At 70.9% G+C, this 26,026-nt stretch carries 21 protein-coding genes; 10 read left to right on the top strand and 11 right to left on the bottom strand.

Going from position 1 to position 26,026, the window contains the following annotated elements:
• Positions 1-402: 402 nt before the first annotated feature.
• Together HNR73_RS26715 and HNR73_RS40905 are read left to right on the top strand one after the other, a co-directional pair.
• Positions 403-969, top strand: a complete 567-nt coding sequence (locus HNR73_RS26715) for a nitroreductase family protein (protein ID WP_239122340.1) — start codon at positions 403-405, stop codon at positions 967-969.
• Between the two features lie 73 nt (positions 970-1,042).
• Complete coding sequence (locus HNR73_RS40905; RefSeq protein WP_184790382.1) at positions 1,043-2,209, top strand: trypsin-like serine peptidase; 1,167 nt, start codon at positions 1,043-1,045, stop codon at positions 2,207-2,209.
• Between the two features lie 68 nt (positions 2,210-2,277).
• Here the strand turns inward: HNR73_RS40905 and HNR73_RS26705 are convergent, their stop codons facing one another.
• Complete coding sequence (locus tag HNR73_RS26705) at positions 2,278-3,009, bottom strand: alpha/beta fold hydrolase (RefSeq protein ID WP_184790381.1); 732 nt, start codon at positions 3,007-3,009, stop codon at positions 2,278-2,280.
• A gap of 85 nt (positions 3,010-3,094) precedes the next feature.
• Here HNR73_RS26705 and HNR73_RS26700 point away from each other — a divergent pair, with 85 nt between their 5' ends.
• The 4 genes from HNR73_RS26700 (at position 3,095) to HNR73_RS26685 (ending at position 6,519) form a co-directional block, all read left to right on the top strand.
• Positions 3,095-4,288 (top strand): FAD-dependent monooxygenase, encoded by a 1,194-nt coding sequence (locus tag HNR73_RS26700; RefSeq protein ID WP_184790380.1) that lies wholly within the window; start codon positions 3,095-3,097, stop codon positions 4,286-4,288.
• A gap of 13 nt (positions 4,289-4,301) precedes the next feature.
• Complete coding sequence (locus HNR73_RS26695) at positions 4,302-5,021, top strand: TetR/AcrR family transcriptional regulator (protein WP_184790379.1); 720 nt, start codon at positions 4,302-4,304, stop codon at positions 5,019-5,021.
• A gap of 59 nt (positions 5,022-5,080) precedes the next feature.
• Entirely contained in the window at positions 5,081-5,494 is a 414-nt protein-coding gene (locus HNR73_RS26690) for a sigma factor-like helix-turn-helix DNA-binding protein (protein WP_184790378.1), read from the top strand.
• A 71-nt stretch (positions 5,495-5,565) separates the two neighbouring features.
• Entirely contained in the window at positions 5,566-6,519 is a 954-nt protein-coding gene (locus HNR73_RS26685) for an SDR family NAD(P)-dependent oxidoreductase (RefSeq protein WP_184790377.1), read from the top strand.
• Positions 6,520-6,647: 128 nt separating this feature from the next.
• On the opposite strand, the gene HNR73_RS26680 is transcribed toward HNR73_RS26685, so the two are convergent.
• The 5 genes from HNR73_RS26680 to HNR73_RS26660 form a co-directional block, all read right to left on the bottom strand.
• Positions 6,648-8,027 (bottom strand): outer membrane protein assembly factor BamB family protein, encoded by a 1,380-nt coding sequence (locus HNR73_RS26680; protein ID WP_184790376.1) that lies wholly within the window; start codon positions 8,025-8,027, stop codon positions 6,648-6,650.
• A gap of 9 nt (positions 8,028-8,036) precedes the next feature.
• Positions 8,037-10,127: an acyltransferase family protein gene (locus tag HNR73_RS26675; RefSeq protein WP_184790375.1), complete on the bottom strand. Its 2,091-nt coding sequence runs from the start codon at positions 10,125-10,127 to the stop codon at positions 8,037-8,039.
• A 91-nt stretch (positions 10,128-10,218) separates the two neighbouring features.
• Positions 10,219-11,070, bottom strand: a complete 852-nt coding sequence (gene mca / locus HNR73_RS26670) for a mycothiol conjugate amidase Mca (RefSeq protein ID WP_184790374.1) — start codon at positions 11,068-11,070, stop codon at positions 10,219-10,221.
• Between the two features lie 89 nt (positions 11,071-11,159).
• On the bottom strand, positions 11,160-12,239 hold the full coding sequence (locus HNR73_RS26665) for an amidohydrolase family protein (protein ID WP_184790373.1): 1,080 nt from the start codon (positions 12,237-12,239) through the stop codon (positions 11,160-11,162).
• A gap of 317 nt (positions 12,240-12,556) precedes the next feature.
• Complete coding sequence (locus HNR73_RS26660; RefSeq protein WP_184790372.1) at positions 12,557-13,702, bottom strand: serine hydrolase domain-containing protein; 1,146 nt, start codon at positions 13,700-13,702, stop codon at positions 12,557-12,559.
• 134 nt (positions 13,703-13,836) lie between these two features.
• On the opposite strand from HNR73_RS26660, the gene HNR73_RS26655 reads away from it, so the two are divergent.
• Both HNR73_RS26655 and HNR73_RS26650 read left to right on the top strand, forming a co-directional pair.
• Positions 13,837-14,349, top strand: a complete 513-nt coding sequence (locus tag HNR73_RS26655) for a MarR family winged helix-turn-helix transcriptional regulator (protein ID WP_184790371.1) — start codon at positions 13,837-13,839, stop codon at positions 14,347-14,349.
• Between the two features lie 102 nt (positions 14,350-14,451).
• Positions 14,452-15,618 carry an FAD-dependent monooxygenase gene (locus HNR73_RS26650; RefSeq protein WP_184790370.1) on the top strand — a complete coding sequence of 389 codons (1,167 nt, stop codon included), beginning with the start codon at positions 14,452-14,454 and terminating at the stop codon, positions 15,616-15,618.
• A gap of 73 nt (positions 15,619-15,691) precedes the next feature.
• Here the strand turns inward: HNR73_RS26650 and HNR73_RS26645 are convergent, their stop codons facing one another.
• Together HNR73_RS26645 and HNR73_RS26640 are read right to left on the bottom strand one after the other, a co-directional pair.
• On the bottom strand, positions 15,692-17,236 hold the full coding sequence (locus HNR73_RS26645) for a multicopper oxidase family protein (protein WP_239122338.1): 1,545 nt from the start codon (positions 17,234-17,236) through the stop codon (positions 15,692-15,694).
• A 27-nt stretch (positions 17,237-17,263) separates the two neighbouring features.
• Entirely contained in the window at positions 17,264-17,731 is a 468-nt protein-coding gene (locus HNR73_RS26640) for an SgcJ/EcaC family oxidoreductase (RefSeq protein ID WP_184790369.1), read from the bottom strand.
• 234 nt (positions 17,732-17,965) lie between these two features.
• Between HNR73_RS26640 and HNR73_RS26635 the strand changes: the two genes are divergently transcribed.
• Positions 17,966-20,626, top strand: coding sequence for an ATP-binding protein (locus HNR73_RS26635; RefSeq protein WP_184790368.1), 2,661 nt, complete (start codon positions 17,966-17,968; stop codon positions 20,624-20,626).
• A 3-nt stretch (positions 20,627-20,629) separates the two neighbouring features.
• On the opposite strand, the gene HNR73_RS26630 is transcribed toward HNR73_RS26635, so the two are convergent.
• Positions 20,630-21,226, bottom strand: coding sequence for a TetR/AcrR family transcriptional regulator (locus tag HNR73_RS26630; RefSeq protein ID WP_184790367.1), 597 nt, complete (start codon positions 21,224-21,226; stop codon positions 20,630-20,632).
• A 61-nt stretch (positions 21,227-21,287) separates the two neighbouring features.
• Between HNR73_RS26630 and HNR73_RS26625 the strand changes: the two genes are divergently transcribed.
• Positions 21,288-21,566 carry a hypothetical protein gene (locus HNR73_RS26625; protein ID WP_184790366.1) on the top strand — a complete coding sequence of 93 codons (279 nt, stop codon included), beginning with the start codon at positions 21,288-21,290 and terminating at the stop codon, positions 21,564-21,566.
• Here the strand turns inward: HNR73_RS26625 and HNR73_RS26620 are convergent.
• Both HNR73_RS26620 and HNR73_RS26615 read right to left on the bottom strand, forming a co-directional pair.
• Entirely contained in the window at positions 21,535-25,626 is a 4,092-nt protein-coding gene (locus tag HNR73_RS26620) for a tetratricopeptide repeat protein (RefSeq protein WP_260337418.1), read from the bottom strand. The two genes, HNR73_RS26625 and HNR73_RS26620, sit on opposite strands and share 32 nt — an antisense overlap.
• Positions 25,623-25,958 (bottom strand): CU044_2847 family protein, encoded by a 336-nt coding sequence (locus HNR73_RS26615; protein WP_184790364.1) that lies wholly within the window; start codon positions 25,956-25,958, stop codon positions 25,623-25,625. Before HNR73_RS26615 ends, HNR73_RS26620 begins: the two co-directional genes overlap by 4 nt.
• Positions 25,959-26,026 lie beyond the last annotated feature (68 nt).

Raw genomic sequence — 26,026 nt, 5'->3', positions numbered from 1 at the left:
CAGCCCCAGAACCTTCGTGTTGCACCAATCCCTGGCCGAAGCGACGGAGACACAGGTAAGTAGTGGTGGGGGGTGTGTCGCGCTGCGCGCGACCTGGTGGGAGAGCACATCGCCTTGGGGTGCGGTGATCGCGCGCGCCGCCATCTTTCCCCAGCGACCAGGACCGCGTCGGCGAGCATCGGCTTCTCCCTCAGGTACTCATCCCGCCGGAACTGCAACGTGAGCACGGCCCCGCCCCTGTTTCAGGGATTTGATCACCCTTGCCCCGCCCCCCACGACACCGGTACACCTGTACGCATGTCCACGACCGACCTGAGCTCGCCGTATCCCACCGTCGCGGCCCCGCATTTCGACATCTCCGTTGAGGAGTCCCGTCGGCGGGTTGCGGAGTTCGCCGAGTGGATGGCTCGGCGGCGGACGATTCGTGACTTCACCGACGAGCCGGTCCCGATGGACGTCATCGAGTCGGCGGTGGCCGCTGCGGCGACGGCTCCCAGTGGCGCGAACATCCAGCCGTGGCGCTTCGTCGTCGTCACCGATCCCGCTCTGAAAGAACAGATTCGGGTGGGGGCCGAGGAGGAGGAGCGCGAGTTCTATCAGCGTCGGGCTTCCGAGGAGTGGCTCGCCGCTCTCGCGCCGCTCGGCACTGATCACGACAAGCCGTTCCTCGTGACGGCACCGGCCCTCATCGTCGTCTTCGAGGTCCACAAGGGAGTCGACGAGCCGCGTCCCTATTACGTCAAGGAGTCCGTGGGCATCGCCGTGGGCTTCCTCTTGGCGGCACTGCACAGTGCGGGTCTGGCGACCTTGACGCACACGCCTTCGCCGATGAAGTTCCTCGGCGAGATCCTCGGCCGGCCCGCCAATGAGCGTCCCTACGTCCTCATCCCCGTCGGGTATCCCGCTCCGGACGCGCGGGTTCCCGACATCTCCCGCAAACCTCTCGGTGAGGTACTCGTACGACGGTGACAAGGCGTGTCCGCAGCCTCCCCGCATCGTTACACCAGTGGGCCGGATAACCACTGAGCAGCAGGGGAAGATCGTGGGCAGAAACAAGAAGACGTGGGTCGGCGCGGCCGCCCTGCTACTCGGCGGGGTCGCCTTCGTCGTGGGACCGAACGCCCACGCCGGGGACGAGTCGGCGGCCGTCGTGGCGCCGGAGCAGCGGGTTCCGGCGGGGGCCGCGACGGTCGGAGCCGAGGAGGCCGCCGACGCCGTCCTCTCCTACACCGGCGACACGACCCGCACGCTGACCTACCCGGGCGCCTCCTTCGTGAAGGTCCACTTCGAGCGTCTCCTCCTCGCCGACGGCGACTACGTCTCGGTGTCCAATGCGGACGGCTCGGAGGAGTACCGCTACGACAGTTCCGACGGTGCCGGCACCTGGGCCACGTCGGTCACGGGCCAGCAGGCCGTCGTCGAGCTGCATCGCGAGGCCGCATCCGTTTTGGCCGACCTGCCGCTCTTCGGCGCCGCCATCGACAAGGTCACCCGTGGGCTGTCGCCGGCGGAGATGTCCGAGCCGCGCTCCCCGGAGAGCGTCTGCTCGCGTGACGACAAGAAGGACGCCGTCTGTTACCGCGACAGCGATCCGGCCGCGTTCAACCGCAGCGCCGCCGTCGCGCGGCTGCTCATCGACGGCACGACCCTGTGCACGGCCTGGCGCGTCGGCCCGAAGAACCGCATGATGACCAACCACCACTGCTTCGAGACCAGCCGCGAGGCGAAGGCCACCGAGGTGTGGTTCGGTTACGAGTGCGAGGTCTGCGGCGGTTCGGCGACCCGCGAGCCGGTGAAGGTCCGCGGCGACGAGGTCCTCGCCACCGACCAGACCTACGACTACACCCTGTTCACCGTCGGCGATTTCAGCGAGATCGAGGACTTCGGGTACCTGGAGTTCGACAACCGCCTCAGCGAGCGCGGGGAGAAGCTCTACATCCCGCAGCACCCGAGCGGCAAGCCGCTGCAGATCGCGGTCGACAGCGACTCCGACGACGGCGGCAACTGCCGTGTCGAAGAGCCCAAGTACCAGGGGTACGAGGCCGACACCGACGTCGGCTACAAGTGCGACACCGAGTTCGGTTCCTCGGGTTCGCCGGTGATCGCGCGTTCGACGGGCAAGGTCATCGCCCTGCACCACTTCGGCGGTTGCCCGAACTCCGGTGTGCGCGCCGATCTGCTCGTTGCGGAGCTGCGACGCCTGCTGTAGACGTGATCCGGTTATCCCCGGGGGTGGGGATCGGCGCGGGAGCCGGGGGGCTCCCGCGCCTTACGCGTTCACAGGCCTTTCCAGAACTCTTCGAGGACGCGCGCTCCCCGCGCGGGATCCTCGACCATCCACCAGTGCCCGAGCCCTTCGAGGGTCACGGTTCGCGCGCCCGAGCGGTCGCCGGCCCGCCGTCGTTGCTCGACCGTCCCGACGTAGTGGTCCTCGGTCGCGAGCAGCGACAGTCCCGGTCGTTTCGCGGCGAGTTCCAGGTCGCGGCCGAGGTCGGACATGACGGGTTGCGCGGCGGAGTGGTAGAGCGCGTGTGCGACCTCGGCCATCGGTTCCCGCTGTGCTTCGGCGATGAGGCGCGCGATCGGTTCGCCAAGGCCGACCTGGACGAGGATGGCGACCCTCGTGTCGAAGTCGGGGTCGAAGCGCACGGCCGGGCCGTCCGAGCGCTGCTCGCGGCGGGCGTATTCGTGCCACTCGTAGTCGGCGTCGAAGGCGCCGAGGACGTCACTGACCCAGCTGCGCACCAGATCCGGGCGGACCATGACGGTGTTGACGACGTGCCCGCCGCCCCAGTCGTGTCCGACGAGGTCCGCCGGTTCGCCGATGGCCTCCAGTTCGGTGATGAGCCAGTCGCGGTAGTCGGTGACGGTCGCGGCGAAGCCGTCGGGCACCGGCGCGCCGTACCCGGGCGGCGACAGCAGTACCGGCGGCGGCCCGTCGAGTTCGGCGAGGAGCGGTTCCCAGATCGCCGCCGTCTCGGGGTGCCCGTGCACGAAAACCCTTGGCATGTCGGGATCTCCTCATCTGAGCGTTCCACCACAATAGCGAACTGACCAGATGACCAATGCGGTCAGTGAGTCTAGTCTCGATCCCATGGACACCAACGCGAAGCGGGCGCTCGTGGTCGGACTCGGCGTCAGCGGCATGGCCTCGGCCCTGCGTCTCCATCAGGCGGGCTGGCGGGTTGTCATCTGCGAGAAGGCCCCCGAGCGCAGGCGCGGCGGCTACTTCATCGCCTTGTTCGGCACCGGCATCAGCGCCGCCCGGCGGCTCGGGATCGCACTGCCGAACCGCTTGTCGGACGACATCCGTTCCTACAACGTCGACCGCGCGGGCCGTCGCCTGCGTTCCCTGAGCTTCACCGAGGCCGTGCCGGGCGAGGCGCTGCCGGTCGTGCGCGGCGACATCGAGGACGGCGCCTTCAACGCGCTGCCCGCCGACGTCGAGATCCGTTACTCCGCGCCACCTTTGGCGATCCGGCAGGACGCCGACGGGGTCGACGTCGACTTCGGCGGCGGCACCGAGCGCTTCGGGCTCGTCGTCGGCGCCGACGGGCTGCGCTCGACCGTTCGCCGCCTCGCCTTCGGGCCCGACGAGGGCCGCGTCCACCGTCTCGGGTACATGATCGCCGCGTGCGAACTGCCCGGCCCGGTCCCCGGCTACCGCGTCAAGGACGGCGTCATCCTCGCCGAGGAAGGCCGCTCGGCGTGGGTGTTCCCCTTCGCCGACCGGCCGCCGACGGTCCTGTTCAACTACCGCACCGCCGACCCCGACGCCGAGTTCGGCCGTCCCCCGATCGAGACCCTGCGGGAGGTCTTCGGTCCCGAAGCGCCCGGCGCGACCCTCGGCTGGCTCCTCGACCGCTTCGGCGAGGCGCCCGACCACCTCTTCGACACCGCCGAGCAGATCCGCATGGACACCTGGCATCGCGGGCGCGTCGTGCTCCTCGGCGACTCCGCGTGGTGCCCGACGCTCTACTCCGGGATGGGCGCGGCCACCGGCCTCGCCGGAGCCGACCTGCTCGGCACGATGCTGGAGCGCCACCCCGGCGACATCGGGCGGGCGCTGCGGGCGTGGGAGGCGAAGCTGCGGCCGTTCGTCGAGTTCCACCAGGGGAGCGGGATGGACATGCGCCGGTTGTTCCTGCCCGCCGACCGCACCGAAATGCGCGTACGGAAGGCCATGAACCGGGTCATGGCGACATCGGTCGGGCGCGCCCTGCTGTCGCGCGTTCACCACCGCAGCCGCTCGAACGTCATGAAGACCGTGGACATCGTGCAGGCGTGACATCATGGGGCCGATGAGCCGGCTGATCGAACAGGCCTCCCCGAAGGCCGGGAGGATCCTCGACAGCGCGCGCGAACTGGCCCTGCGGCACGGCGTCCACAAGGTGACGATCGCCGAGATCGCGGCCGCCGCGGGCGTCGGGAAGGGCACCGTCTACCTGTACTGGGAGACCAAGGAGGACCTCTTCGTCGGGCTCATCGCCCGCGAGGTCCTCGCCTGGCTCGACGACGTGGGCGGCCGCTTCGACGCCGACCGGAGTCTCGTCCTGCCCCGGCGCTTCGCGCCGATGCTGCTGCGCACCACCGCGGGGAACCCGTGGCTGCGGTGGCTGCGCAGCGACGACAGCGCCCTCGCGCGGCTCATGCACCGGCCCGAGGACCGGGAACGCTTCGCCGAGGCCTCACCGGGCGCGATGGGCAGCGCCGTCCTCGGCATCCTGCGCGAGCGCGGAGTCGTGCGCGACGACCTGCCACTGCCCCGGCAGATGTACGCGCTGCACGCCCTCCTCGTCGGCTTCGGCCTGATGATGGACCAGCCCGACCTCGCCGGCGGCATGAACATCGCCGACCCCGACGTCGCGCTCGCCGAGGCCGTGCACCTGCTGCTGGAGCCGGAGCGCGACCCGTCGGCGAAGGTCGTCGCCGAGGCGGCCGAGGCCGTGCGGGTGCGCTTCGGGGAGATCCACGACCGGCTGCTGGCGGTCGTCGCCGCGGGGGCCGCGGGGACGCGGTAGTCACATCCGCGGGGTGGGCTACGTCAGGTGACTGACGACCCGACCGGAGGACTTTCGCCATGGACCCCCTCGCCGACCTGCTCACCGACCGTTTCACCGCCGCCCGGCCGCGCCTGCGGGCGATCGCCGTGCGGATGGTCGGCGCCGACGCCGACGCGGCCCTCGACGAGGCACGGCGGCGGCTGGCGGCCGAGGACGCCGACGCCTGGCTCGCGGCCTTCGTCGCGCGGGTGTGCCTGGACCGGCTGCGCGGCCGCCTGGGCGCCGAGACCGCCGGGGGCGCGCCCGCCGCGGACTCGCTGGGCCTGGCGGTGATGGTCGTGCTGGAGACGCTGGCGGCCGACGAGCGGCTCGCCTTCGTGCTGCGCGAACTGTTCGCCGTCGGCTACGGCGAGATCGCTGCCGTCCTCGGCGTGGGGGAGGGGGAGGCCCGGGCGCTGGCCGAACGGGCGCGGCGGAGGGTGCGGGGTTGAGGAAGACCCCCACCGGCGCTTTGCACCGGAAGCTTGACCTAGACCACGCTCTAGGTCGTAGCGTCACCACCATGACCACGCCACAGCACAAGCTCGGGTCCGGCTTCGACCGTTCGTCGACGGCCGCCGAGGTTCTCGCCGGTGTCGATCTTTCGGGGAAGCTCGCCGTCGTCACCGGTGGCTACTCCGGCCTCGGCCTGGAGACCACCCGCGCCCTCACCAACGCCGGTGCGCACGTCGTCGTCCCCGCGCGCAGGCCCGAAACCGCCGCAGAGGCCCTGGGCGGCATCGCCGACGTCGACCGCCTCGACCTGGGCGACCTCAACTCCGTCGACGACTTCACCGAACGCTTCCTGGCCACCGGACGCGGCATCGACATCATCATCAACAACGCCGGCATCATGGCCTGCCCCGAAACCCGCGTCGGACCCGGCTGGGAAGCCCAGTTCGCCACCAACCACCTCGGCCACCACGCCCTCGTCAACCGCCTCCTCCCCGCCTTGAACGACAACGCCCGCGTCGTCGCCGTCTCCTCCGCCGGGCACCGGCGTTCGCCGATCCGGTGGGACGACGTCCAGTTCACGAACGGCTATGACAAGTGGGAGGCCTACGGGCAGGCCAAGACCGCGAACGTCCTGTTCGCCGTCGGGCTCGACGCGCGTGCCCGCGACCGGGGCATCCGCGCGTTCTCGCTGCACCCCGGGGGCATCCTCACGCCGCTCCAGCGGCACCTGCCGACCGAGGAGATGGTCGCGCTCGGCTGGATCGACGAGGACGGCAAGCCCATCGGCGACGGCTTCAAGACGCCCGAGCAGGGCGCGGCCACGCAGGTCTGGGCGGCGACGTCACCGCAGCTCGACGGGATGGGCGGGGTCTACCTCGAAGACTGCGAGATCGCCGAGGTCGCGAGCCTGGACGAGCCGTTCACCGGCGGCGTCAGCCCCTACGCGATCGACCCGGACCAGGCCGACCGGCTGTGGGCCCTGTCGGCGGAACTGACCGGGGTCGACGCCTTCGCGGAGTGACGTGGGCGGGACCGCGCGGGGGTGGGCCCGCGCGGTCCCGTCGCCTCAACCGCGCGACCACGACCGGTCATTCCACAAGGGACGGTGCCAGGCGCGCGGGCATCCCCTGAACGCTTAAACGGCGATGGTCACAGCCAATGCGAGTGGAGCGCGAACTCGCCCTCGTACTCGTCGCCGGACACCGCGATGATCATGCCGTCGCCGGTGCCGAGGATCCACTGTCCCTCCCAGGTGCGGACCCTGCCGGTGGCGGTGTCGACGGCGTGCAGCGCGCCGGGGTCGTCGAAGCCGGTCGTCGCGGTGATCACGAGGGTGTCCTCGGTGAGCACGCTCTCGAAGAGGCGGTAGGCGCCGTCGCCGTTGGGCAGCGTGCCGGTCCACAGCGGTTGCCCGCTCGCCGGGTCGGTGGCGGTGACCTCGCTGAGCAGTTCGTCGACCGTGATGACGAGTTCCGGGCGGACGACGAGCGCGTTCGGTCGCGTCGCGGTCAGCGGTTCGCCCTGCGGGCCGGTGAGCAGGTCGACGAACTGGTAACGCTTGACCCCGGAGTCCGACTCGGTCTCGTCGATGAGCACGCCGCCGTCGACGAGGAGACCGTGGTATCCGAAAGGCGCCGACGCGGCGGCGAGCGGGACGTGGTTCCACCGTTCCTCACCGGTCGCCGGGTCGAGACCGCGGATGGTGTCGCCGCCGCCGACCTCCACGACCGTCGGGCCGACGAGGACGTACCAGGCGCGGGTCTCGGCGTGCTTCCATTCGCCGAGGATCCGGCCGGTGTCGAGGTCGACGGTGGTGGCCGTGTCCGTCTTGTGGTTGTTGACCAGGGCGAACTCGGGTTCCGTCGCGACGCGCCAGATCGGCGGTGAGTTGCCGTCGGAGGAGTAGCCGCGTTCCTGGTTCCAGGACAGCTGGTCGGGCAGGTCGACGCGGCCGCCGGGCAGGTTGACGGTCCACTGTGGAGCGCCGCCGTCGAGTGGCAGTGAGGTGATGTCGCACTCGACGAGGTCGACGCACTGGAAGTCGATGATCGACGTCTTCGTGACGTGCACGAAGGACCAGCCGTCGGCGGAGTCGACCTTCGGCAGGACGGTGAAGCGGGTCTGTCCCGTCGCCAGGTCGAGGACCTCGTGTCCCGACCGACCGGTGTCGCCCGGTGTGTTCTCCGCGGACTTGGTGACGACGATGGCGTCCCCGGCGATGGTCAGTGCGAACATCGCGACGCCGCGGCTCATCTCCCCGCCGAGGGAGTCGTCGAAGTCCTTGGCGAAGTCGCGCCACCACCGCTGCGCGCCGGTCTTCGGGTCCATGCCGATCAGCCCGTTCGTGGTGGTGACCAGGACCGTGCCCTCGGCGATCCGGCTGTCGAGGGGCCGGCCGTAGGCGGCGGGGACCGCCCGGGTCCACTCCGTGGGCTGCGCCAGGTTCGCCGACGGCTTCGAGCAGCCCGCCGTCAACGCCAGAAGCGCCACGGCGACAAGGGATCCGAGGGTGCGGAGGGGACTGCGCATGCCCGAATCTTAGGGTGCTTCAGATTCGGGCCACACGGTGGTGATCCGCGCGCCGAGAACCGGCGCGATCGCCGCCGTGTAGGCCTCGGCGAGGTGGCTGTCGTCGCGGTATACGAAGGTGTCGCCGACGACCACCGGGCACTCGCCGCCGTCCCGGCACAGCCACGGCACCGGGTCGATGACGGTCACCCCGGCCGGTCCCGCCGCGTCCCGGATCGCCTGACGCCGCACCGGATCCCGCAACGACGCGGGGACGCTCGCCGTGCACGCCGCCAGGTCCAGCGGATGCCGGGCCGCGCACTCCACCGCGTCGCCGTCCGGCCAGGCCGTGTCCAGCAGGACCGCGACCTCCGCACCCGTCGCGGTGAGCGCGGCGAAGGTCTCCCGGTAGCCGGAAGTCCACAGCGCCAGGGGATTCCCGGCCCGAGCCGGATCACCGGCGTCGGACGACGACGCGACCACCAGCGCCGGCCGCAACTCCGCGATGACCTCCAGCGCGGCGGAACGCCACTCGTCGCAACTGGCGTAGTCCGCGCCCCGCCGGATGATCGTCACCGTCGCCACCTTGCACGACGCCTTCGTCAGCGACACCAGCCTCCAGCCGCCGGCCAGCGCGAGCCGCTCCAAGGCCGGAAACCATTGCGCGGCATGCGAATCACCGAACAGCACCACCGTCCGGCTCGACGACACGTCACCGTAGACGCAGCGCTCGACCGTCGCGCTCTCGTAGGAGACGTGGCAGCCGTCCCGGTAGATCGCCGAACGCTCGCCCTTCACCTCCGTCAGCGCCGGAGTCAGGTTGCTCGGCAGCCCACCACCCGACTCCGCCAGGATCCGCGTCAGCCGCGCCTGCGGATCCGGTGCCGCCGCGATCACCTCCGCCAGCACCGGAGCCGCCGCCCCCGAACTGATCGCCGGCGGGAACACCGAGGCCACCAGGATCACCGCCGTCGCGCTCGCCGACAGGCCCAGGCCGACGCCGAGCGCCCGCCACGGCCGCCGCCGGAACGCGCGGTGGAAGCGCAGCGGGTTCTCCACCAGTCGCAGGGTTCCCCAGGCCAGGAGGAGCGCGATCGCCGCCAGGGCAAGGGAAAGCCGGACGCTCACGCGCATCCCGAGGGCCATCGGGCCGATGACGAGGAGCGGCCAGTGCCACAGATACCAGCCGTAGGAGACGCCACCGACCCACACCGCGGGCTTCAACGTGAGGACGAGCCGCGCGTCCCCGCGCGACGGCGAACAGCCGCCCGCCAAGACCAGGGCCGCGCCGGCGGTCGGCAGCAGCGCGAGATGACCGGGATAGCTTGTGGCGTCGTCGAAGGCGACCGCCGACACGACGATCGCGGCCATGCCGGCCCAGCCCAGGACGGCCGCGACACCGCTTGGCAGCCGCTTGAGCCGGGCCGCCGACAGCGCCAGCAGCGCACCCGCACCCAGCTCCCACAAGCGCGTGTGGATCCCGAAGTAGGCCCACGACGGGTCGTTCGAGGTGGTCGACGCGCTCAGCCCGAAAGAGGCGAGGCACAGGGCCGCGAGGAGGACGGCGAGCCCCTTGCGCCGCAGCCCGAACACCTTCCAGCCGAGCAGCAGCACGACCGGCCACAGTAGATAGAACTGTTCTTCGACGGCGAGCGACCAGAAGTGCTGGAACGGTGAGGGCGGCGCGCCTTCGGCGAGATAGTCGGTGCCCGTCGCGGCCAGCCGGATGTTCTCGGCGTAGAAGAGGCTGCCGAGGGCGTCGCCCACGTACTCCTCGAAACGCAGCTTCGACAGGAAGAGCCGCGCCCCGGCCAGTGTCGCCACGATGACGAGGATCGCCGCCGGGAGCAGCCGCAGGGCGCGTCGTGCGTAGAAGCGCCGGAAGGACAGGCCGCCGCCCGCCGAGAGTTCCCGGACGAGCAGGGCGGTGATGAGGAAACCCGAGATGACGAAGAAGACGTCGACGCCGACGTAGCCCCCGCCGAGGAAGCCGATCCCGGCGTGCGAGGCGACGACGAGCCCGACGGCCAGCGCGCGCAGGCCCTGGACGTCGAGGCGCAGGTCGCGCTCGGGGGCCGGGGGCGGACCGGTGGCGCCGAAGGGTGGGGGCTGCTCGGGCATCACCGCAGTCAAGCCGGGGACGGTGAACGGGGGATGGCCTGCGGGCGAAGGGAGGTGGAGTGCGGCCCTTTCGTGGCCGACGACCGCGGGCTCAGGGGCGAAGCCCCGCGAACAGGTCGTCCTCGGGCGGCGAGACCTCGACGTGCGTCCGGGCCAGGTGGTAGTCCTCGGTCGGCCAGACGGCGCGTTCGACGTCGCGGTCGTGCAGCATGAAGCCCGCGTTCGGGTCGATCTGGGTGGCGTGGGCGAGGAGGGCGCGGTCACGGACCGGGAAGTAGTCCGCGCAGGACACGCGGGCGGTGAACTCCGGCGTGGGGAGCCCGGCCGGGAACTCCGCGAGGACCGCGCCCATCGGTGACGTGATGCCGCGCTCGGTCATGCCGTCGTGCAGCGCTTCGAACCAGGCCTTCGAGAGGGCGCCGTGGAAGTAGAGCTTGGCCGACCGCCACGGTTCGCCCGCGCCGGGGAATCTGCCCGGGTCGGCGGCGGCGTCGAAGGCCGCGGCGGTCACCTCATGGGTGCGGATGTGATCGGGATGCGGGTAGCCGCCGGTCTCGTCGTAGGTGATCACGACGTGTGGCCGGAACGCGCGGATCTCGGCCACGAGCCGTTCGGTGGCCGTCTCCAGCGCGACCTCGGCGAAGCAGCCCTCGGGCAAGGCCTCGCCCGGACCGGGCAGCCCGGAGTCGACGAAGCCCAGGAAATGCTGCCGCACCCCGAGGATCCGCCGGGCCGTCTCCATCTCGGCCCGGCGGACCGCGGCGAGATCCGCGCGGACACCCGGCCGGTCCATCGCCGGATTGAGGACGTCCCCGCGCTCGCCGCCGGTGCAGGTGACGACCAGGACGTCGGCGCCCTCGGCGGCGTACTTCGCGAGCGTCGCCGCGCCTTTGCTCGACTCGTCGTCGGGGTGGGCGTGGACGGTCATGAGGCGGAGGGGCATGAGGGCTCCCATCTTCGAGTAGAACGAACCCAAAAATAGGTCGGACCTAAAGATATGTCAATAGTAAACTTAGGCCCGACCTATCAAGGTCACAGGCGTACGCCTCGCCGCCACACCCCCGCGATCGACGTCGTCGCCGTGATGTCGGCCGTCGCGTCGCCTTCGACCAGCAGCAGATCCGCTCGCAGGCCCGGTGCCACGCGGCCCCGGTCGGCCAGGCCGAACACCCGCGCGGGGGCGCTCGTCGCCGACGCCAGTGCCGCCGTCGGGCTCAGGCCCGCCGCGACGAGCAGTTCCAGCTCGCGGTGCATGGCGTCGCCGTGCGTCGGCGCCCACAGGTTCGCGTCGGTCCCGGCCAGTAGCGGCACGCCCGCCCGGTGCAGTGCGCCGGCGGCCGCGCCCGCGTCGGCCGAACGGTCCGGCGCGATCTTCTCGATGTAGGCCAGCGTCGACACGAAGAACACCTCCCGCGCCAGGATCCGTGCGATCAACAGGGTCAGGTCCGGCCCCGGCGGCACGTCGTAGAAGACGTGCGCGATCCCGTCGACCCCGGCGTCCAGCGCGATCCGCAGCTCCTCGGCGCTCAAGGCGTGCGCGATCGCCGTCAAACCGGCCTCGTGACCGGCCGACACCAGTGCGGCGATGACCTCGGGTGCGAGAGCGGCCTGCCCGGAACCCCGCTCCACCACCACCTTGAGGTAGTCGGCGCCCTCGGCGACCCGCGCGGCGACGAAACCCGCCACGTCGTCCACCGACGCCACGGTGTCGAACTCGCCGACCGCGTCGCCGAGGACGTCGGCGAGCTCCGGGTTGATCAGCTGTGCGGGGTGCCCACCGGGCGCGGTGGCGAGGGTGCCGGAGCTGCGCAGGTCGGCGACGTCGTCGCGGGCGGCGGCGACCCGGCGCTGCCGCGCCAGGTTCGCGGGCAGGCAGAACATGTCGAGTTCGGTGGTGACGCCGTGGCGCAGGGCGCGCGAGAGGTCGCCGTCGAAGACGTGCACGTGCGAGTCGATGAGGCCGGGCAGGAGGGTGCGGCCTTCGCCGGGGATCACGATGTCGGCGTCCCCGGCCGACGGGGCCGCGATGACGCCGTCCTCGACGAGCACGTCGGCGGTGGGGACCACGCGCTCGCCGTCGAAGAGGCGGACGCCGGAGATGAGGGTGCGCATGGGGTGGGCTCCTTGGGGGCGCGGAAGGGGGTGGTGCACGAGTAGATAGTACACAGATTGACTATCTACGAGGAAATTATCTGTGTGGGGCATCCGGGGCCGCGGCGGGGACACGCTTCGGTGGCGTCTGGTGGCGCGCGACGGCAGCTCGCGGCCGACGCGGGCGGTTCTGGCTGACCGGCCGCGTCGATCGAAGGTCTGATGCGGCGGCGCGAGCCTGTCGTCCGGGCCGTCCGTCCCGCCCCACAACGCGGACCGGCCGCGCCGACCCGAAGGTCTGGCGCGGCCGGTCCGCGGTACTACTCGACGTCGACGCGTCAGCCGGCGTCTTCCGCCGCCTTCTCCTCCTGCGCCTCACCGCCGCCGAAGACCTGGGTGAGCAGCGAGCCCACCGCGCCCTGGAAGGCCGTGGCCATCGACAGGTCGGGGTCGTCGACGTAGTTCAGCGAGGCGGTGAGCGTCTTCGTCCCGTCGGGGGTGGCGAACATCAGCCCGGCGTGGCCGGAGATGCCGCCGTTGTGGGTGATGAGCTTGACGCCCGCGATCTCCTGGACGAACACGCCCAGCCCATAGCCGACCTTGGCCTCCGGGGTGAACATCTCCTCGCGCAGTTCCGGCGTCAGCAGATCACCGCTGACCAGCGCGATGATGAAGGTCTGGAGATCCTTCGTGGTGCCGATCATGTCGCCGCCGGTCGAGATCCACGAAGGGTTCTGGCTGGTGACGTCGACGATCTTCTCCTCGCCCTCCTCGGTGTAGCGGTAGTAGGCGTGGGCGTGCGGTTCCGGGACCTCGGTCGAGGTCTCGGGCGAGCTGGTGCCGGTCAGGCCGAGCGGCTGGAAGATCAACCGGTCCATCTCCTCGGTGAGGGAACGGCCGGTGACCTTCTCGACGATCAGGCGGGCGATGACGTAGTTGGTGTTGGCGTAGCTCCAGTCGGCGCCCGGCTCGAAACGGACCGGCTTCGACACCGCCAGGCGCACGAGCTCCTCGGGGGTGTAGGTCCGGAAGCGGTCGTTGACCCATTCCGCACCGCTCCAGACGATGCCGGGGACGACCGAACCGTCTTCGAAGACCTCGCCGGTGAAGTTGAAGATGCCGCTGGTGTGCTGCAGGACCATGCGGACGGTGATTCGCTCGTCGAAACCGAACTCGGGAAGATAGTCGGCGATGGGGGTGTCGAGGCCGATCCTGCCTTCACCGACCAGCTGGAGCACAACGGTCGCCGTGAAGGTCTTGGTGTTGCTGCCGATCCGGAAGTGACCGTCGATCGGGGGCGGGGTGAGCCCGCCGCGCTCGGCGGTACCGGCGGCACCGGCCCATTCGCCGTTCTCGTCGGTGACGCGCAAGGTGACTCCGACGAAGCCCGACTCGGGGTCGGCGATGTCCTGGAGGGTCTTTCGCAGTTCCGGGCGGTCGTGGGAAGGGGCGGGGATCTGAGTGGTGTTGCTGTCCTGAGTCATGTCGCCAGTTTTGAGCGGCCTCCTGTCAGCGCCCTGTTCCGGCGCTGACACGTCTCCTGACACGGTGGCGCCCCCGGGAAAAAGCGGACTCCGGAACACCCGGAGGGCGTTTTCGCACCCCATAGACTGCCTCCATGACCGATCTCGTCGACCGCATCCTCGCCCAGTGGGGTCGCGAGCGCCCCGATCTGGATCTCGACCGGGCCGGGATGGGCGCGGTCATGCGGATGACGCACCTGCTCTACCGGGTCTTCAACCCCCTCGGCGAGGGCGCGCTGGAGTCGCAGGGCATCAAGCAGGCCGAGTTCGACGTCATGGCGACCCTGCGTCGTCGCGGGCCGGGGCAGGGCATCACGCCGTCGCGGTTGTCGGACGAGCTGATGACCTCGCGCGCGGGCATGACCAAGCGCATCGACCGGCTCGAAGCCCTCGGCTACCTCACGCGTGTGCCGTCGCCCGACGACCGGCGCAGCTTCGGCGTCGTGCTCACCCCGGAGGGCGTGGCGGCCATCGACGCGGCCCTCACGGCCGTGGCCGGGGCGGTCGGGGCGCTGACGGCCCGCCTCGACGACGAGGAGCGCGGCAAGGTCGACGAGGCCATGCGCATCCTCATGCGGCACTTCGCCGACGGGTCCGCCCCGCACTGACCTGCGGGGTCAGCGCGCGTGCGCCGATGGTCAGCGGCTGGTAAGCACCCGCCCGCAAGCTCGGTCTCGTCACAGGGACAACGAACCGAGCAGGAGCACACCATGAAGAACACCTCCGTCCTCATCTCCGGTGGAAGCGTCGCGGGCACCGCCCTGGCGTACTGGCTGAAGCGTTACGGCTTCGAGGTCGCGATCGTCGAACTGACCCCGGAACTGCGCAAGGGCGGTCAGGCCATCGACGTGCGGGGCGCGGCGATGGAGGTCGCCGAGCGCATGGGCATCGTCGAGGAGCTGCGCGCGAAGCGGATCGTGTCGCACGGAATGTCCATGGTGGACAGTGAGGGCAACGAGGTCTACCGCTCCACCGAGTCGACCCTCACCGGTGGCGACATCGGCGGTCCCGACGTCGAGATCCTCCGCGAGGATCTCGCGCTGATCATGGCCGACGTGGCCGGCGACGACGTCGAGTACCTCTTCGAGGACTCGATCACCGAGATCCGGCAGGACGGCGACGGCGTGACCGTCGAGTTCAAGAACCGGCCCGAGCGGCGGTTCGACCTGGTGGTCGGCGCCGACGGACTGCACTCCAACACCCGCCGGCTGGTCATGGGCGGCGAGCAGGACTTCATCACCCACCTGGGCACCTACATGGGCGTGTGGACCGTGCCGAACTTCCTGGGACTCGACCACTGGCAGACCTTCCACCAGATCCCGGGCGACTCCTGGGGCGGCGGGGTCATGGCGGTCCGCGACAACACCGAGTGCCGCGCGTACTTCGGTTTCGAGTCGGCCGAGCCGATCGACTACGACTACCGGGATGTCAAGGCGCAGAAGGAACTGCTCGCCGAGCGGCTGGACGGTGGCGCGTGGGTGCTGCCCGAGCTGCTCAAGCACATGTGGGAGACCGACGAGTTCCACTTCGACTCGATGGCGCAGATCCACCTCGACCGCTGGTCGGTCGGCCGTGTCGCGCTCGTTGGGGACGCCGCGCACTGCGGTTCGCCGCTGTCGGGACAGGGCACCAGCCTGGCGATGGTGGGGGCCTACGTGCTGGCGGGCGAACTGAAGGCCGCCGACGGCGACCACGAGATCGCCTTCGACGCCTACCACGCGGAACTCGCGGAGTGGGTCGGGGTCAACCAGGGTCTGGCGCTGACGAACAAGGCGCGCGTCGAGGCGCAGCGCAACGGCGAGGAGATCGACGGCTTCGGGCTGGACGAGACCTTCCGCGAGGTGGCGAACGGGTACACGCTGAAGGACTACTCCTGAGTGTGCAGGGGGAAAACCCTTGGCCGGCCCGCGTTGAGCGGGCCGGCCGGGTTCGTCTGCGAGGCCGAAGAAGCTAGTGCCCCTCGTGTCCGCCGTCCTTCGGCGGCTTGCCGACCTTCTGGCCCTTCTCCAGCACCACGAACTGCCCCATCAGGCCCTGGTCCTCGTGGTACAGCACGTGGCAGTGGCACATGTAAGGCATGTCCGGGTCGGCGAAGTCCTTGAACTCCATCGCGATCTTCGTCTTCCCACCGGGGCGCAGGTACACCGTGTCCTTCCAGCCGCGCAGGTGCTCCGGCGGGTTCTCGCCGTTGACCTTCAGCACCTGGAACTGAACGTCGTGCACGTGGAAGTTGTGGAACTGCTGGTCGCCGTTCTCCAGTTCCCAGATCTCGACCGTTCCCTTCTCCACGCCGAAGTCGATGCGGTCCATGTCCATCGACTTGCCGTTGAGGTTGAAGCCGGACAGCTGGAACTTCCTCGTCTCGGTCGACTTGTCGACGTCCAGTTTCGGTACGTCCACGAGCTTTCCGGGCACGGCGGGCGACTCGGTGAGGGTCGCGGCGCCGCGCAGTTCGAGCACGTCGAAGACGTCGTCGCCGCCGTCGAAGCGCTGCGAGAAGGGGTCGATGTCCAGATCCTCGGCGGCGTAGGAGCGCAGAATGACCTTCTCGCCCGGCGCGACGTCGACGACGATCTCGGCGCGCTCGGCGGGGGAGAGCTGGATCCGGTTGGTGCCGTGGGGTTCGGCGCGCAGACCGCCGTCGGTGCCGATGAGCGCGAAACCGCGACCGTCGGTGAAGCCGAAGTTGAACACCCGCGAACCCGAACCGTTGAGCAGCCGCAACCGCACCCGCGTCGTCGTCGCCTCCAGGTAGGGCGCGTAGGTCCCGTTCACCAGGATCTCCTCGCCGAGGATCCCGACGTTGGTGAACAGGCCGCTCGACTCGTCGAACTGGTTGTCGCCGTCGAAGGAGCGGTCCTGCACGATCACCGGGAAGTCGTCGACGCCGTAGGTCTTCGGCAGCGCCAGGGCCGCGGACTCCTCGTCGTCGACGATGAACATCCCGGCGAGGCCCCGGTAGACGTGGCGGGCCGTCTCGCCGTGCGGGTGCGGGTGGTACCACAGGGAAGCGGCGGGCTGGTCGACCTTCCAGCTCGGCGACCAGGTCGTCCCGGCGTGCACCGACTGGTGCGGCCCGCCGTCGGCGGTCGGCGGGAGGTGCATCCCGTGCCAGTGCACCGAAGTCGTCTCGCCGAGGGTGTTGTGGATGTTGAACAGCACGGTCTCGCCGCGCGCGGCCCGGATCGTCGGCCCCAGGTAGTCGCCGTTGAAGCCCCAGGTCCCGGTCGCGGCACCGTCCTTGAACTGCCGCGATCCCGACCGCAGGGTCAGCTCGAACACCCGGCGACCCTCCGCGTCCACAGTGGACTCCGCCAGGGGCGGGACGTTCAGCGGATTCTTGAAGTCGATCTCACCGCTGGTGTCGGTGACCGCGCTGGCGTAGGCGATCCCCAAGCCACCCGCCCCCGCGACGAGCAGGGCCGGGGCGCCGATGAGCGCTGTCTTGAGCAGTCGGCGGCGCTTGACGGGGCGGGCGGGAATGGGCGTGGTCACGTCGGGCTCCTGTGAGTGAGGGGTGGGCTAGCGCGCTTCCGGGGCGATGCGGGCGTCCTTCTTGGCCGCGATCTTCTCCATCAGGCGGCGGTGCTTGGTGTTCTGGAAGCCGCTGAAACGCCAGCCTTCCGGCCGACGGACGGCCACCAGCGTCTGCACCTTCAGGTCTGCGGGTTTGGGCGCGGTCTTCCCGTGCTTCAGGACCGCGCCCTCGGTGATCATGACGGCAACGTCGGCAGTCACGAAACGCAGGGAGCGGATCTTGCCGTAGAGCGTGGTGTTCTTCTGGAAGTGCTCCCAGAGCGCGGCGTGCGCGTCGACGATCTGACGGCGGCCGCGCAGGTGCGTCCCGACGAATGTGACGTAGTCGGCGTCATCGGTGAAGGCGTCGGCGTAGGCCTCGGCGTCCATCGCGCCCCACGCGTCACTCAGACGCTGGAACAAGGCGGTCACGTCGGCGGTGTCGGCGGCCCGGGCGGTGTCTGCGGCGAACATCTCGATCTCCTTGACTCAGAAGCGTTTTCGCTGATGAACGCCACAGTAAGAAACTCGGAGGGTCGTTCACATCGGTCACCTGACGTAGGTCGTGACCGGTGTGCCCTTCATAGGTAAGGACGCTACGCATGATCATTTCGGTTGCCATCCGGGGAAGCCCCTGAACGAACCCCTACGACCCGGGTCGCAGACGGCGTACACCAGAAGTCGCGGGCCGGGCACTAGATTCGGCCCATGCTCTACGGCCGCGAAGCACAGCTGACCGCGCTCGCCGACGCCCTCACCCGCGTCCGTGAGGGCGGCAGCGCCGCCCTCGTCCTGCGCGGCGAGCCCGGCGCGGGCAAGACCGCGCTCCTCGGCCACGCCGCCGCCGAGGCGAAGGACATGACCGTCCTGCGCGCGGCCGGCGTCCAGGTCGAGGCCGAACTGCCCTACGCGGCACTGCACCAGGTGCTCCGTCCCGCACTGTCCCTTGTGGACGAGCTTCCGGCGCCGCAGGCCTCGGCGATCCGGGGTGCCCTCGGCCTGGCCGCGACCGGACCGCCCGAACGCTTCGCCGTCGGGCTGGCCACGCTCAGCCTGCTGGCGGAGCTCGCCGAGACCCGGCCCGTGCTGTGCCTGGTGGACAACGCCCAATGGCTCGACCGGGAATCGGCCGACGCGCTGTCCTTCGCCGCCCGGCGCCTGCACGCCGACCGGGTCGGGATGCTCTTCGCCGTCCGCGACACCGGCCACGACTTCCGCGCCGACGGTCTCGACGAACTGCCCGTGCCCGGACTCGACGAGCACGCCGCCGCCGCGCTCCTCGCCGACAGCGGCCTGTCGCCCGAACTCCGCTCGCGCGTCATCGCCGAGACCGGCGGGAATCCCCTGGCCCTGCGGGAACTGGCGAAGACGGCATCCACAAGGGACGTCACCGGCGGCCCGCTTCCCCTGCCCCGCCGTGTGCAGGACGCCTTCGCCGCCGAGATCGCCGCCCTCGACCCCGGCACCCGCACGCTCCTGCTCGTCGCGGCCGCCGAGGACACCGGTGAACTCGGCGTCGTCCTCCGCGCCGCGGAGAGTCTCGGCGTTCCCGCGTCGGCCGCCGACGCCGCCGTCGAAGCCGAACTCGCCGAGGTCGGCGGGACGCTGCTCTCCTTTCGTCACCCGCTGATCCGGTCCGCCGTCTACCAGACCGCGACCATCGCCGATCGCCTCGCCGTCCACGGCGCACTGTCCGAAGTGCTCACCGGTGAGGCCGACGCCGACCGCCGCGCCTGGCACACCGCAGCCGCCGCGACCGGCACCGACGAGGACGCCGCCGCCCAGCTCGCCGCCACCGCCGAGCGCGCCAAGGCCCGCGGCGGCGAGGCGGCGGCCGTCACGGCCCTCGTTCGCGCCGCCGCACTCACCGCCGACCCGGAGACGCGCGCGGCCCGCCTCGTCGCGGCCGCCGAGTCGGCGGGCGACTCCGGACAGGGCCCGCGCGCCCGGGAACTGGCCGAACAGGCCGCCGTGCTCACCCCCGACCCGCACGTCCACGCCCGCGTCGCCGAACTGCGCGGTGAGGCGGAGCTACTGGGCGGTTCGATCACGACCGCCCACCGCGTCATGCTCACCGGCGCCCGCGCCGTCCTGGCCACCGATCCCCAACGCGCGGCCGTGATGGTCATGCACGTCGTCGAGAGTGCCTGGCGCACCGGCGATCCCGAGCGCGCCGCCGAGGCCGTCGGCGTCATCGAGGGCGCCGACCTGACCGGCGGCCACTTCACCGAGGGCATCGCCGCCACCAGGGGACTCGCCGCCCTGCTCGCGGGCCGTCCCGCCGAGGGGATCGACGCGATCCGGCGCCTCGTCGAGATGATGCGGCCGCTGCGCGGCGGCCTGCCCGGCGCGCGGCAGTACGCGGCGACGCTGGCCACCGCCGTCGGCGATCACGACGTGTCGGCCGAGATCGCCCAGACCCTCACCGACGAGTGCCGGGCGGCCGGAATGGCCGGCTGGCTCCCGACCACACTGTCCACATTGGGTGAAGCCCGGGCCAGGCTCGGGCAGTTCACCGACGCCCGGGTCGCCGCCGCGGAAGGGCGCAGGATCGCCGCCGACACCGGCCAGCAACGGCTCGTCGGCTACTTCCAGGCCCTCGACGCCTGGCTGGACGCCGTCAGCGGCGCCGACCCCGCGCCCGCCTCGGCCGACGACGCCCTCGCCTTCACCCTCGCCACCCGCGCCTGGGCCCTCGCCATGGCCGACCTCGGCGCCGGACGCTTCGACGCCGCCGCCGACCGCTGGGACGCCGCCATCCGCGGCCCCGAACGCCACACGGTCATGGCGCTGATGTGGACGCCCGACCAGGTCGAGGCCGCCGTCCGCGCGGACCGGGCCGCCGACGTCGGAGCCTTCGAAACCTGGGCCCTCGCCAACGGCCAGCCCTGGGCGCTGGCCCTGCTGGAACGCTGCCGCGCCCTGCTCGCCGACGACCCCGAACCCCACTACGAGCGCGCCCTGGAACTCCACACCCGCGACCGGCGCGTCTTCGACGAGGCCCGGACGGCGCTGCTGTACGGCGAATGGCTGCGTCGCGAACGCCAGCGCTCCCGCGCCCGGACCCACCTGCGGACCGCGCTCGACACCTTCGCCATGCTCGCGGCCGAGCCCTGGGCCGCGCGCGCCCGCACCGAGCTGCGGGCGACGGGGGCGACGCACGCGACCCGTGCGGCCGAGCCGGATCTGTGGTCGAAGCTGACGCCGCAGGAGTCGCAGGTCGTGAAGCTCGCGGCGACGGGCGCGACGAACCGCGACATCGGGGCGCAGTTGTTCCTCAGCCCGAGGACGGTGGGGCATCACCTGTACAAGGCGTATCCGAAGCTGGGGGTCGCGGGGAGGGCGGAGCTGGGGCGATTGCTGGGGTAGCGCTCAGGCCTCGCGGAACACGACGCCGAGCACGCCCGACAGGATCTCCGGGACGTCGACCTCGGCGTCCAGCCCTCGTCGCAGTGCCAGGCTCCCACCGAGTGCGGCGAGCACCATGACGATCTGCGCCATCGGCAGTGCAGGTGCGATCCCGAGCCGAGCGCAGTGCCGTTCCAGGACGAGGGCGATCTCGGCCTCGTGCCGTCGTTGCGCCTCGACCATCGCGGCGGCGACCTCGGGCCGCCGCGCGACGGCGGCGGTGAACTCCGCCGAGGTGACGCTCCAGCGCAGCGCGTCGGCGTCGTCGGTGAAGGCGTCCGGTGTGAGGGCGGCGACGAGGCCGCGCTGGTCCGACGCCCGCGTGAGCGCCTCGTCGAGGAGGCGGAGGTGAGCCTCGGCCATGGCGTCCATGATCGCCAGCCAGAGGCCTTCCTTGCCGCCGAAGTGCTTGTAGACGGCGCCACGGGTGTAGCCGGCCTCCTCGGCGATCTCCTCGACCGTGGCGGCCAGGAAGCCGCGACGGGTGAGGACCGTCCGGCCGGCCTCAAGGAGCTTGCCGTGGGTCAGCTCGCGCTGCTGGTCCCGCGTGAGTCTGGACAAGGCCGCGCCTTTCGGTAACATGGTGTATCTGGAAACACGATGTTACCTAAGGGGTCGGCTCATGCCGCAAGCCATCTGGGACGCGCTGCCCTATGTGGCGCTCGTCGTCGGCCTCGTGGCGACGATGGTGCTGCTCGTGTGGGGGACGGCCCGCGTGCGCAAGCGGGGTTCGGGCGGGCTCGGGGGCGTGATGGCGGCGTACGGGGAGGTCTGGTCGCCGACCTCGCACGACTCGCATTACGAGTTGAAGGAGCAGGAGGAGAAGCGGGCAGAGACCGGGGTGCCCGACGGGTTCGCGGGGGACGGGGTCAGGGCGGATCCTCGATCGCCGCGAGGATGAGGGCGAGGGTTTCGGGGTCGACCGTCTTGAGGGCTTCGGTCCGGAATCTGTCCTCGCCGAGATCCTCGTGGAGGTACGCCAAGCCGCGGGTTTCCATGGCGGGCCGCAGACCCGCCGTCGACCTCAGAGTGAATGCCCTGACGAACATTGCCATGGCGGTGTCGAGGTCATCTCGATTGGCGGCGACGAGGCCGAGTGAGGTGACGGAGACCGCCATGCCGTCTTGGTCTCCGATGCGTTCCGCTATCTCCAAGGCCACCGAGTGGTGGCGTTCGGCCTCGTCGAAGTCTCCGCGCAGGCTCGCGATGACACCGAGCTGATGCGTGCTGCTCGCGATCCCCAGCGGATAGCCGAGCTGCTCCTTGATCGTCAGCGATGCCCGGTACAGCCGTTCCGCCTCGTCGAGGTCTCCGCGCCGTTGTACGACGACGCCGAGTTGGTGGGTGGCTCGTGCGATCCCGCCCTTGTCCCCGCGCCGTTCGCTGATGGCCAGTGCCGCCGAGTGCCGGTGTTCGGCCTCGTCAAGGTCACCGCGCTGCTCCGCGAGGATGCCGAGTTGATGGAAGCCGACGGAGATGTCACCCTCGTCGCCCAGCTCTTCCTTGATCGTCAGCGATACCCGGTAGAGCCGTTCGGCCTCATCGAGGTCTCCGCGCAGATGCGCGACCGCGCCGAGTTGATGGGTTCCCCGTGCGATTCCGGCGCGGTCGCCGAGTCGTTCACAGATGTCCAGTGACGACCGGTACCGGCCTTCCGCTTCGTCAAGGCGACCGTGGTGTTCGGCGACGATGCCGAGTTGATGGAGGCTGGCGGCGATCCCCTGGTCGTTGCCGAACCGTTCGGCGATGGCCATGGACGCCAGGTATCGCCGCATGGCCTCGTCGAGATCGCCGCGCTCATGCGCGATGAGCCCCAGTTGGTGAAGCCATGCCTCACGCTGTCCATCGGCATCCGGCAGCGCCGCCAGGGTCTCGTGGATGAGAGCGGCCTCATGGTCCCACGCCCCCCACACATGAAGCTGACGGCAGATGTCCCCGGTCACATGCGTCGCATCGTTGACGTATCCGGCTCGATACAGGTGATGCCGGGCCTCAAGACAGTCATGCAGGTCGGCCCGCTCGTCCTGCGCCCGCTCCTCGACCCGCCAGAGCCGATACTCGGCCGCCCCACGGTGAGCCGCTTCAAGGTCCCGCCCCTCGTGCAGCACCGTCGCGGTCCACCGGTGCACGAACACTTCGCCCGTGTCCTCGGAGAAGCTGAGCAGACTGCTGTCGGCGAGTGCGCGCACGATCCGTTCCAGATCGATCTCCTCCCCGACCTGGAAGCGCAGTGCCTTCAGTTCCACCGGTTCCCGGTGAACACTCGCCCCGATCAGCACCTCCAGGGCCCCTTCGACCGCCGTGAGACCTTCCAGCAGCTCGCCCAGCAGCACGTCGTCGGCCGCCAAGGTCACCGTCTCGGCGAGCGCCGTATCCAGCGTCCGCGTCTGCGCCAGCCACTTCCGGCCGCCCGTGGCCTTCTCGGCCGCCGCAGAGAGCCTCCGGCTGATGTCGGGGAACCGCGCGCTTCCCCCCGCCAGCAACGCGTCGAGGTACTCCAGCGTCCTCGGATGCCCGCCGACCAGCCGCCACACGCGCTCGACCTCGCCCGTGTCGAGCCCGTCGAGCCCGGGCAGTGCCCACAGCAGCTTCTGCGTCTCGGCGAGCGTCATCGGCCCGAGGTGGTGGAACACAAGGTTCTCGTGCGCGCTTTCCGGCAACGCGAAGGGATACCGGGACGTGACCAGCAGCCGGTGAGTCCCCGCCGACGACGCCCACGCCGCCAGCAGCCCCGCCACCGTCGGGTCCGCGAACTCCCACCCGCCATCGGCCGCGACGAGGTTGTCCTCGGCGTTGTCCAGCACCAGCAGCAACGGGATCCGGCTCAGCGCATGCTCCCGCAGCACCTCGAAGCGGTCGCCCCACTCCACGTCCAGCCGTCCCGCGATCCCGACGGCCTCCACCGCCGGTCCCGTGTGCTCGCCCGACAGCATCAGGTGCCGCCGCAGCTTCCCCGCGACGGCCGCCAGGATCCCGTCCACCGTCGACGATCCCGTCAGCGCGACGACCAGCCGTCCCGGTTCGCGTTCCGGCACGAGCCGGGTCAGTTCGGCGGCGAGGGTCGTCTTCCCGATCCCGCCGATCCCGTGCAGGACGACCCCGGCGACCGCAGAGGCGCCGGTCAGCGCGTCGGGCAGCCTCCGCTGTTCCCGCCGCCTGCCGACGAACTCGCCGACCGGCCGGCTCAGCAGCCCCTCCACCGGCCCGGCGGCCAGCCGCGGCACCGGCCGCGCCGGTGCCGCCGGGTCGTAGACGTGCAGTTCGGGTGTCGCGGACTGGACGGTGATCGCGCCCCATTCCTCAAGTCCGGCGATGTCGCGGTCGATCGCGCCGACCGCGCCGGCCAGGTCGCGGTGGACGAGGCGGCGGGCGTCGGCGACCGCGCGGACGACGTCGGGCCGCGATGACGAGGCGAGTTCGGTGTAGACGCGGGCGAACAACCAGGTCGCGTACCTGTCGGTCACCGAGGTCTCGGTGCCGATCACGGCGGTCGCGCCCCGCCGCATCAACCGTGCCGCGAGGGAGGCACCGTCCGCACCCACCGCGTCGGTGTGGCACGCCGACAGGGCGATCACCGGCGGCATGCAACCTGCGGGAACGGCCTCGTCGACGAGCGTGTCGGCGTCGACGCGGCGGACGTCGCCGTCGTCGTCTTCCAGGTCGAGGAAGCCCGGCGCGCCATGCGCCGACAGGTGCAGGATGTGCACGCCGCCGTCGGCGAGCGCTGCCCGGATCGCCTTCGTGGACGCGAAAGGCACCACCGTCACGTGCGCGTCCCCCTGCCGGGCGCCGCGAACCGAGGCGAGCACGTTGCGCAGTTCGCGCTCGTAGTCGAGGAGGGGACCACCGCCGGTCTCCGGCGCGGAGATCGCCACGACCATCCGAAGTGGACCCGGCAGCTCGCGGACCGGGCCCGCCGAGGCCTTGCGATAGAAGGCGACCAGGGGATGCAAGGCGAGCGCGGCCGCCGCCCCGGGCAGGATCAGCGTCTCCCACGGCAGCGCGAACGGTGCCTCGACACCGATGCGGACGGGCAGGTGCTCGGCCTCGGCACGGCTCAGCAGTTCGCGCAAGCCCGTCGCGATGGGTTGGGGCAGAAAGGACGCGGCCAGCAGCTCGCCGACGCGGCGAACCAGGGCCGTCGCGTCCGCCTCGGCCGCGGCGACCGCGGACCCGCCCGCCCGGATGCCGCCGACGCGCGCCCGGGCCCTCGACAGGTCGTGGATCGCGCCCGACAAGGCGGGCCGTACCCCGCCGTGCTCGCCGGTGACTTCGCCGTCCGGCCTGATCAGCCGGACCTCGGTGTCGGAGACGCGAATGGTGACGTCGACGCTGTTCCCGAGCGGGAGACGACCGTCCAGGTCGAGCTCGGCGAGACCTTCGAGGAGCGGCACCAGGTGCTCGGTCCGTGCGATCCACACGGTGTCGCGCAGCCAGCCGTCGGCGCTGTTGTAGCGGGCGGACACCACGCCGACGACCTTGTCGTCGGACACGCGCCGGACCGGCGCGCCGCTCATGCCCCTCATGACCGCCGACGCCGCCACCCGGCCGACGGACACGCCGTCGTCCCGCGCGGCACCGCCCTGCCATCGGCCGGTGGCGTCCAGGCTGGACCAGCCGTGCCCGAAATCGTCCACATCGGACACCCCGGTCACCACGACGTCGGTGAGCCGGTCGACGGCGTCGCTGGCGAAGATTCCGGCGACCGACGCGGCCAGCGGCTCCTCGGCGACCAGCACCGCCAAGTCGTGCGGCGGGTCGATGCGCGCGACCGTCGCCATGCGCACCGGAGCGTCTCCGCGCAGGGCGTCGACGGGCACGTCGACGCCGATGTCCGCCGCGCCGATGTCGCTCAGGACATGCCACGCGGTGACCAGAACCCTTGGCGCCACTTGAAAGCAGGTCCCCACCGGCTCCGTTCCGGCAAGGATCCGGCCGAGATGGGCGGGGACGGTCGTCATGGGGCCGGGCGGTCGATGTCGTAGGACACCAGGACGCGCATCGCCGCCTCACCCGAGGCCGACCCCACGAACACGTTGCCCGACACGGTGAACTTCAGGCCGAACTCGACCTCGATCCGCGAAGGCCGCGCGGCCTCCTCGGCCAGCTTCGACACGGTTCCGGCGACCCGGGACGCGACCTCGGTGATCACCTCGTCGGCCACGTCGAGCGCGTCGACCACTCGCTCACCGGCCTTGCCCAGCGCCGAGGTGTTCTCCGACCCCGCGACCGGAACCGCCTCCACCAGCACGTCGACCTCGCCGAACTTCATCGGCACCACGCGAGCAGTCATGTCACCAACATGGCACGCCGGGGAGATCAAGTCGGACAGCGGGCACGCGACGGTGCCGAAACCGCCCG

Source organism: Phytomonospora endophytica (assembly GCF_014202425.1).
GTDB lineage: Bacteria > Actinomycetota > Actinomycetes > Mycobacteriales > Micromonosporaceae > Phytomonospora > Phytomonospora endophytica.
This window is presented reverse-complemented; position numbering and strand designations above follow the sequence as displayed.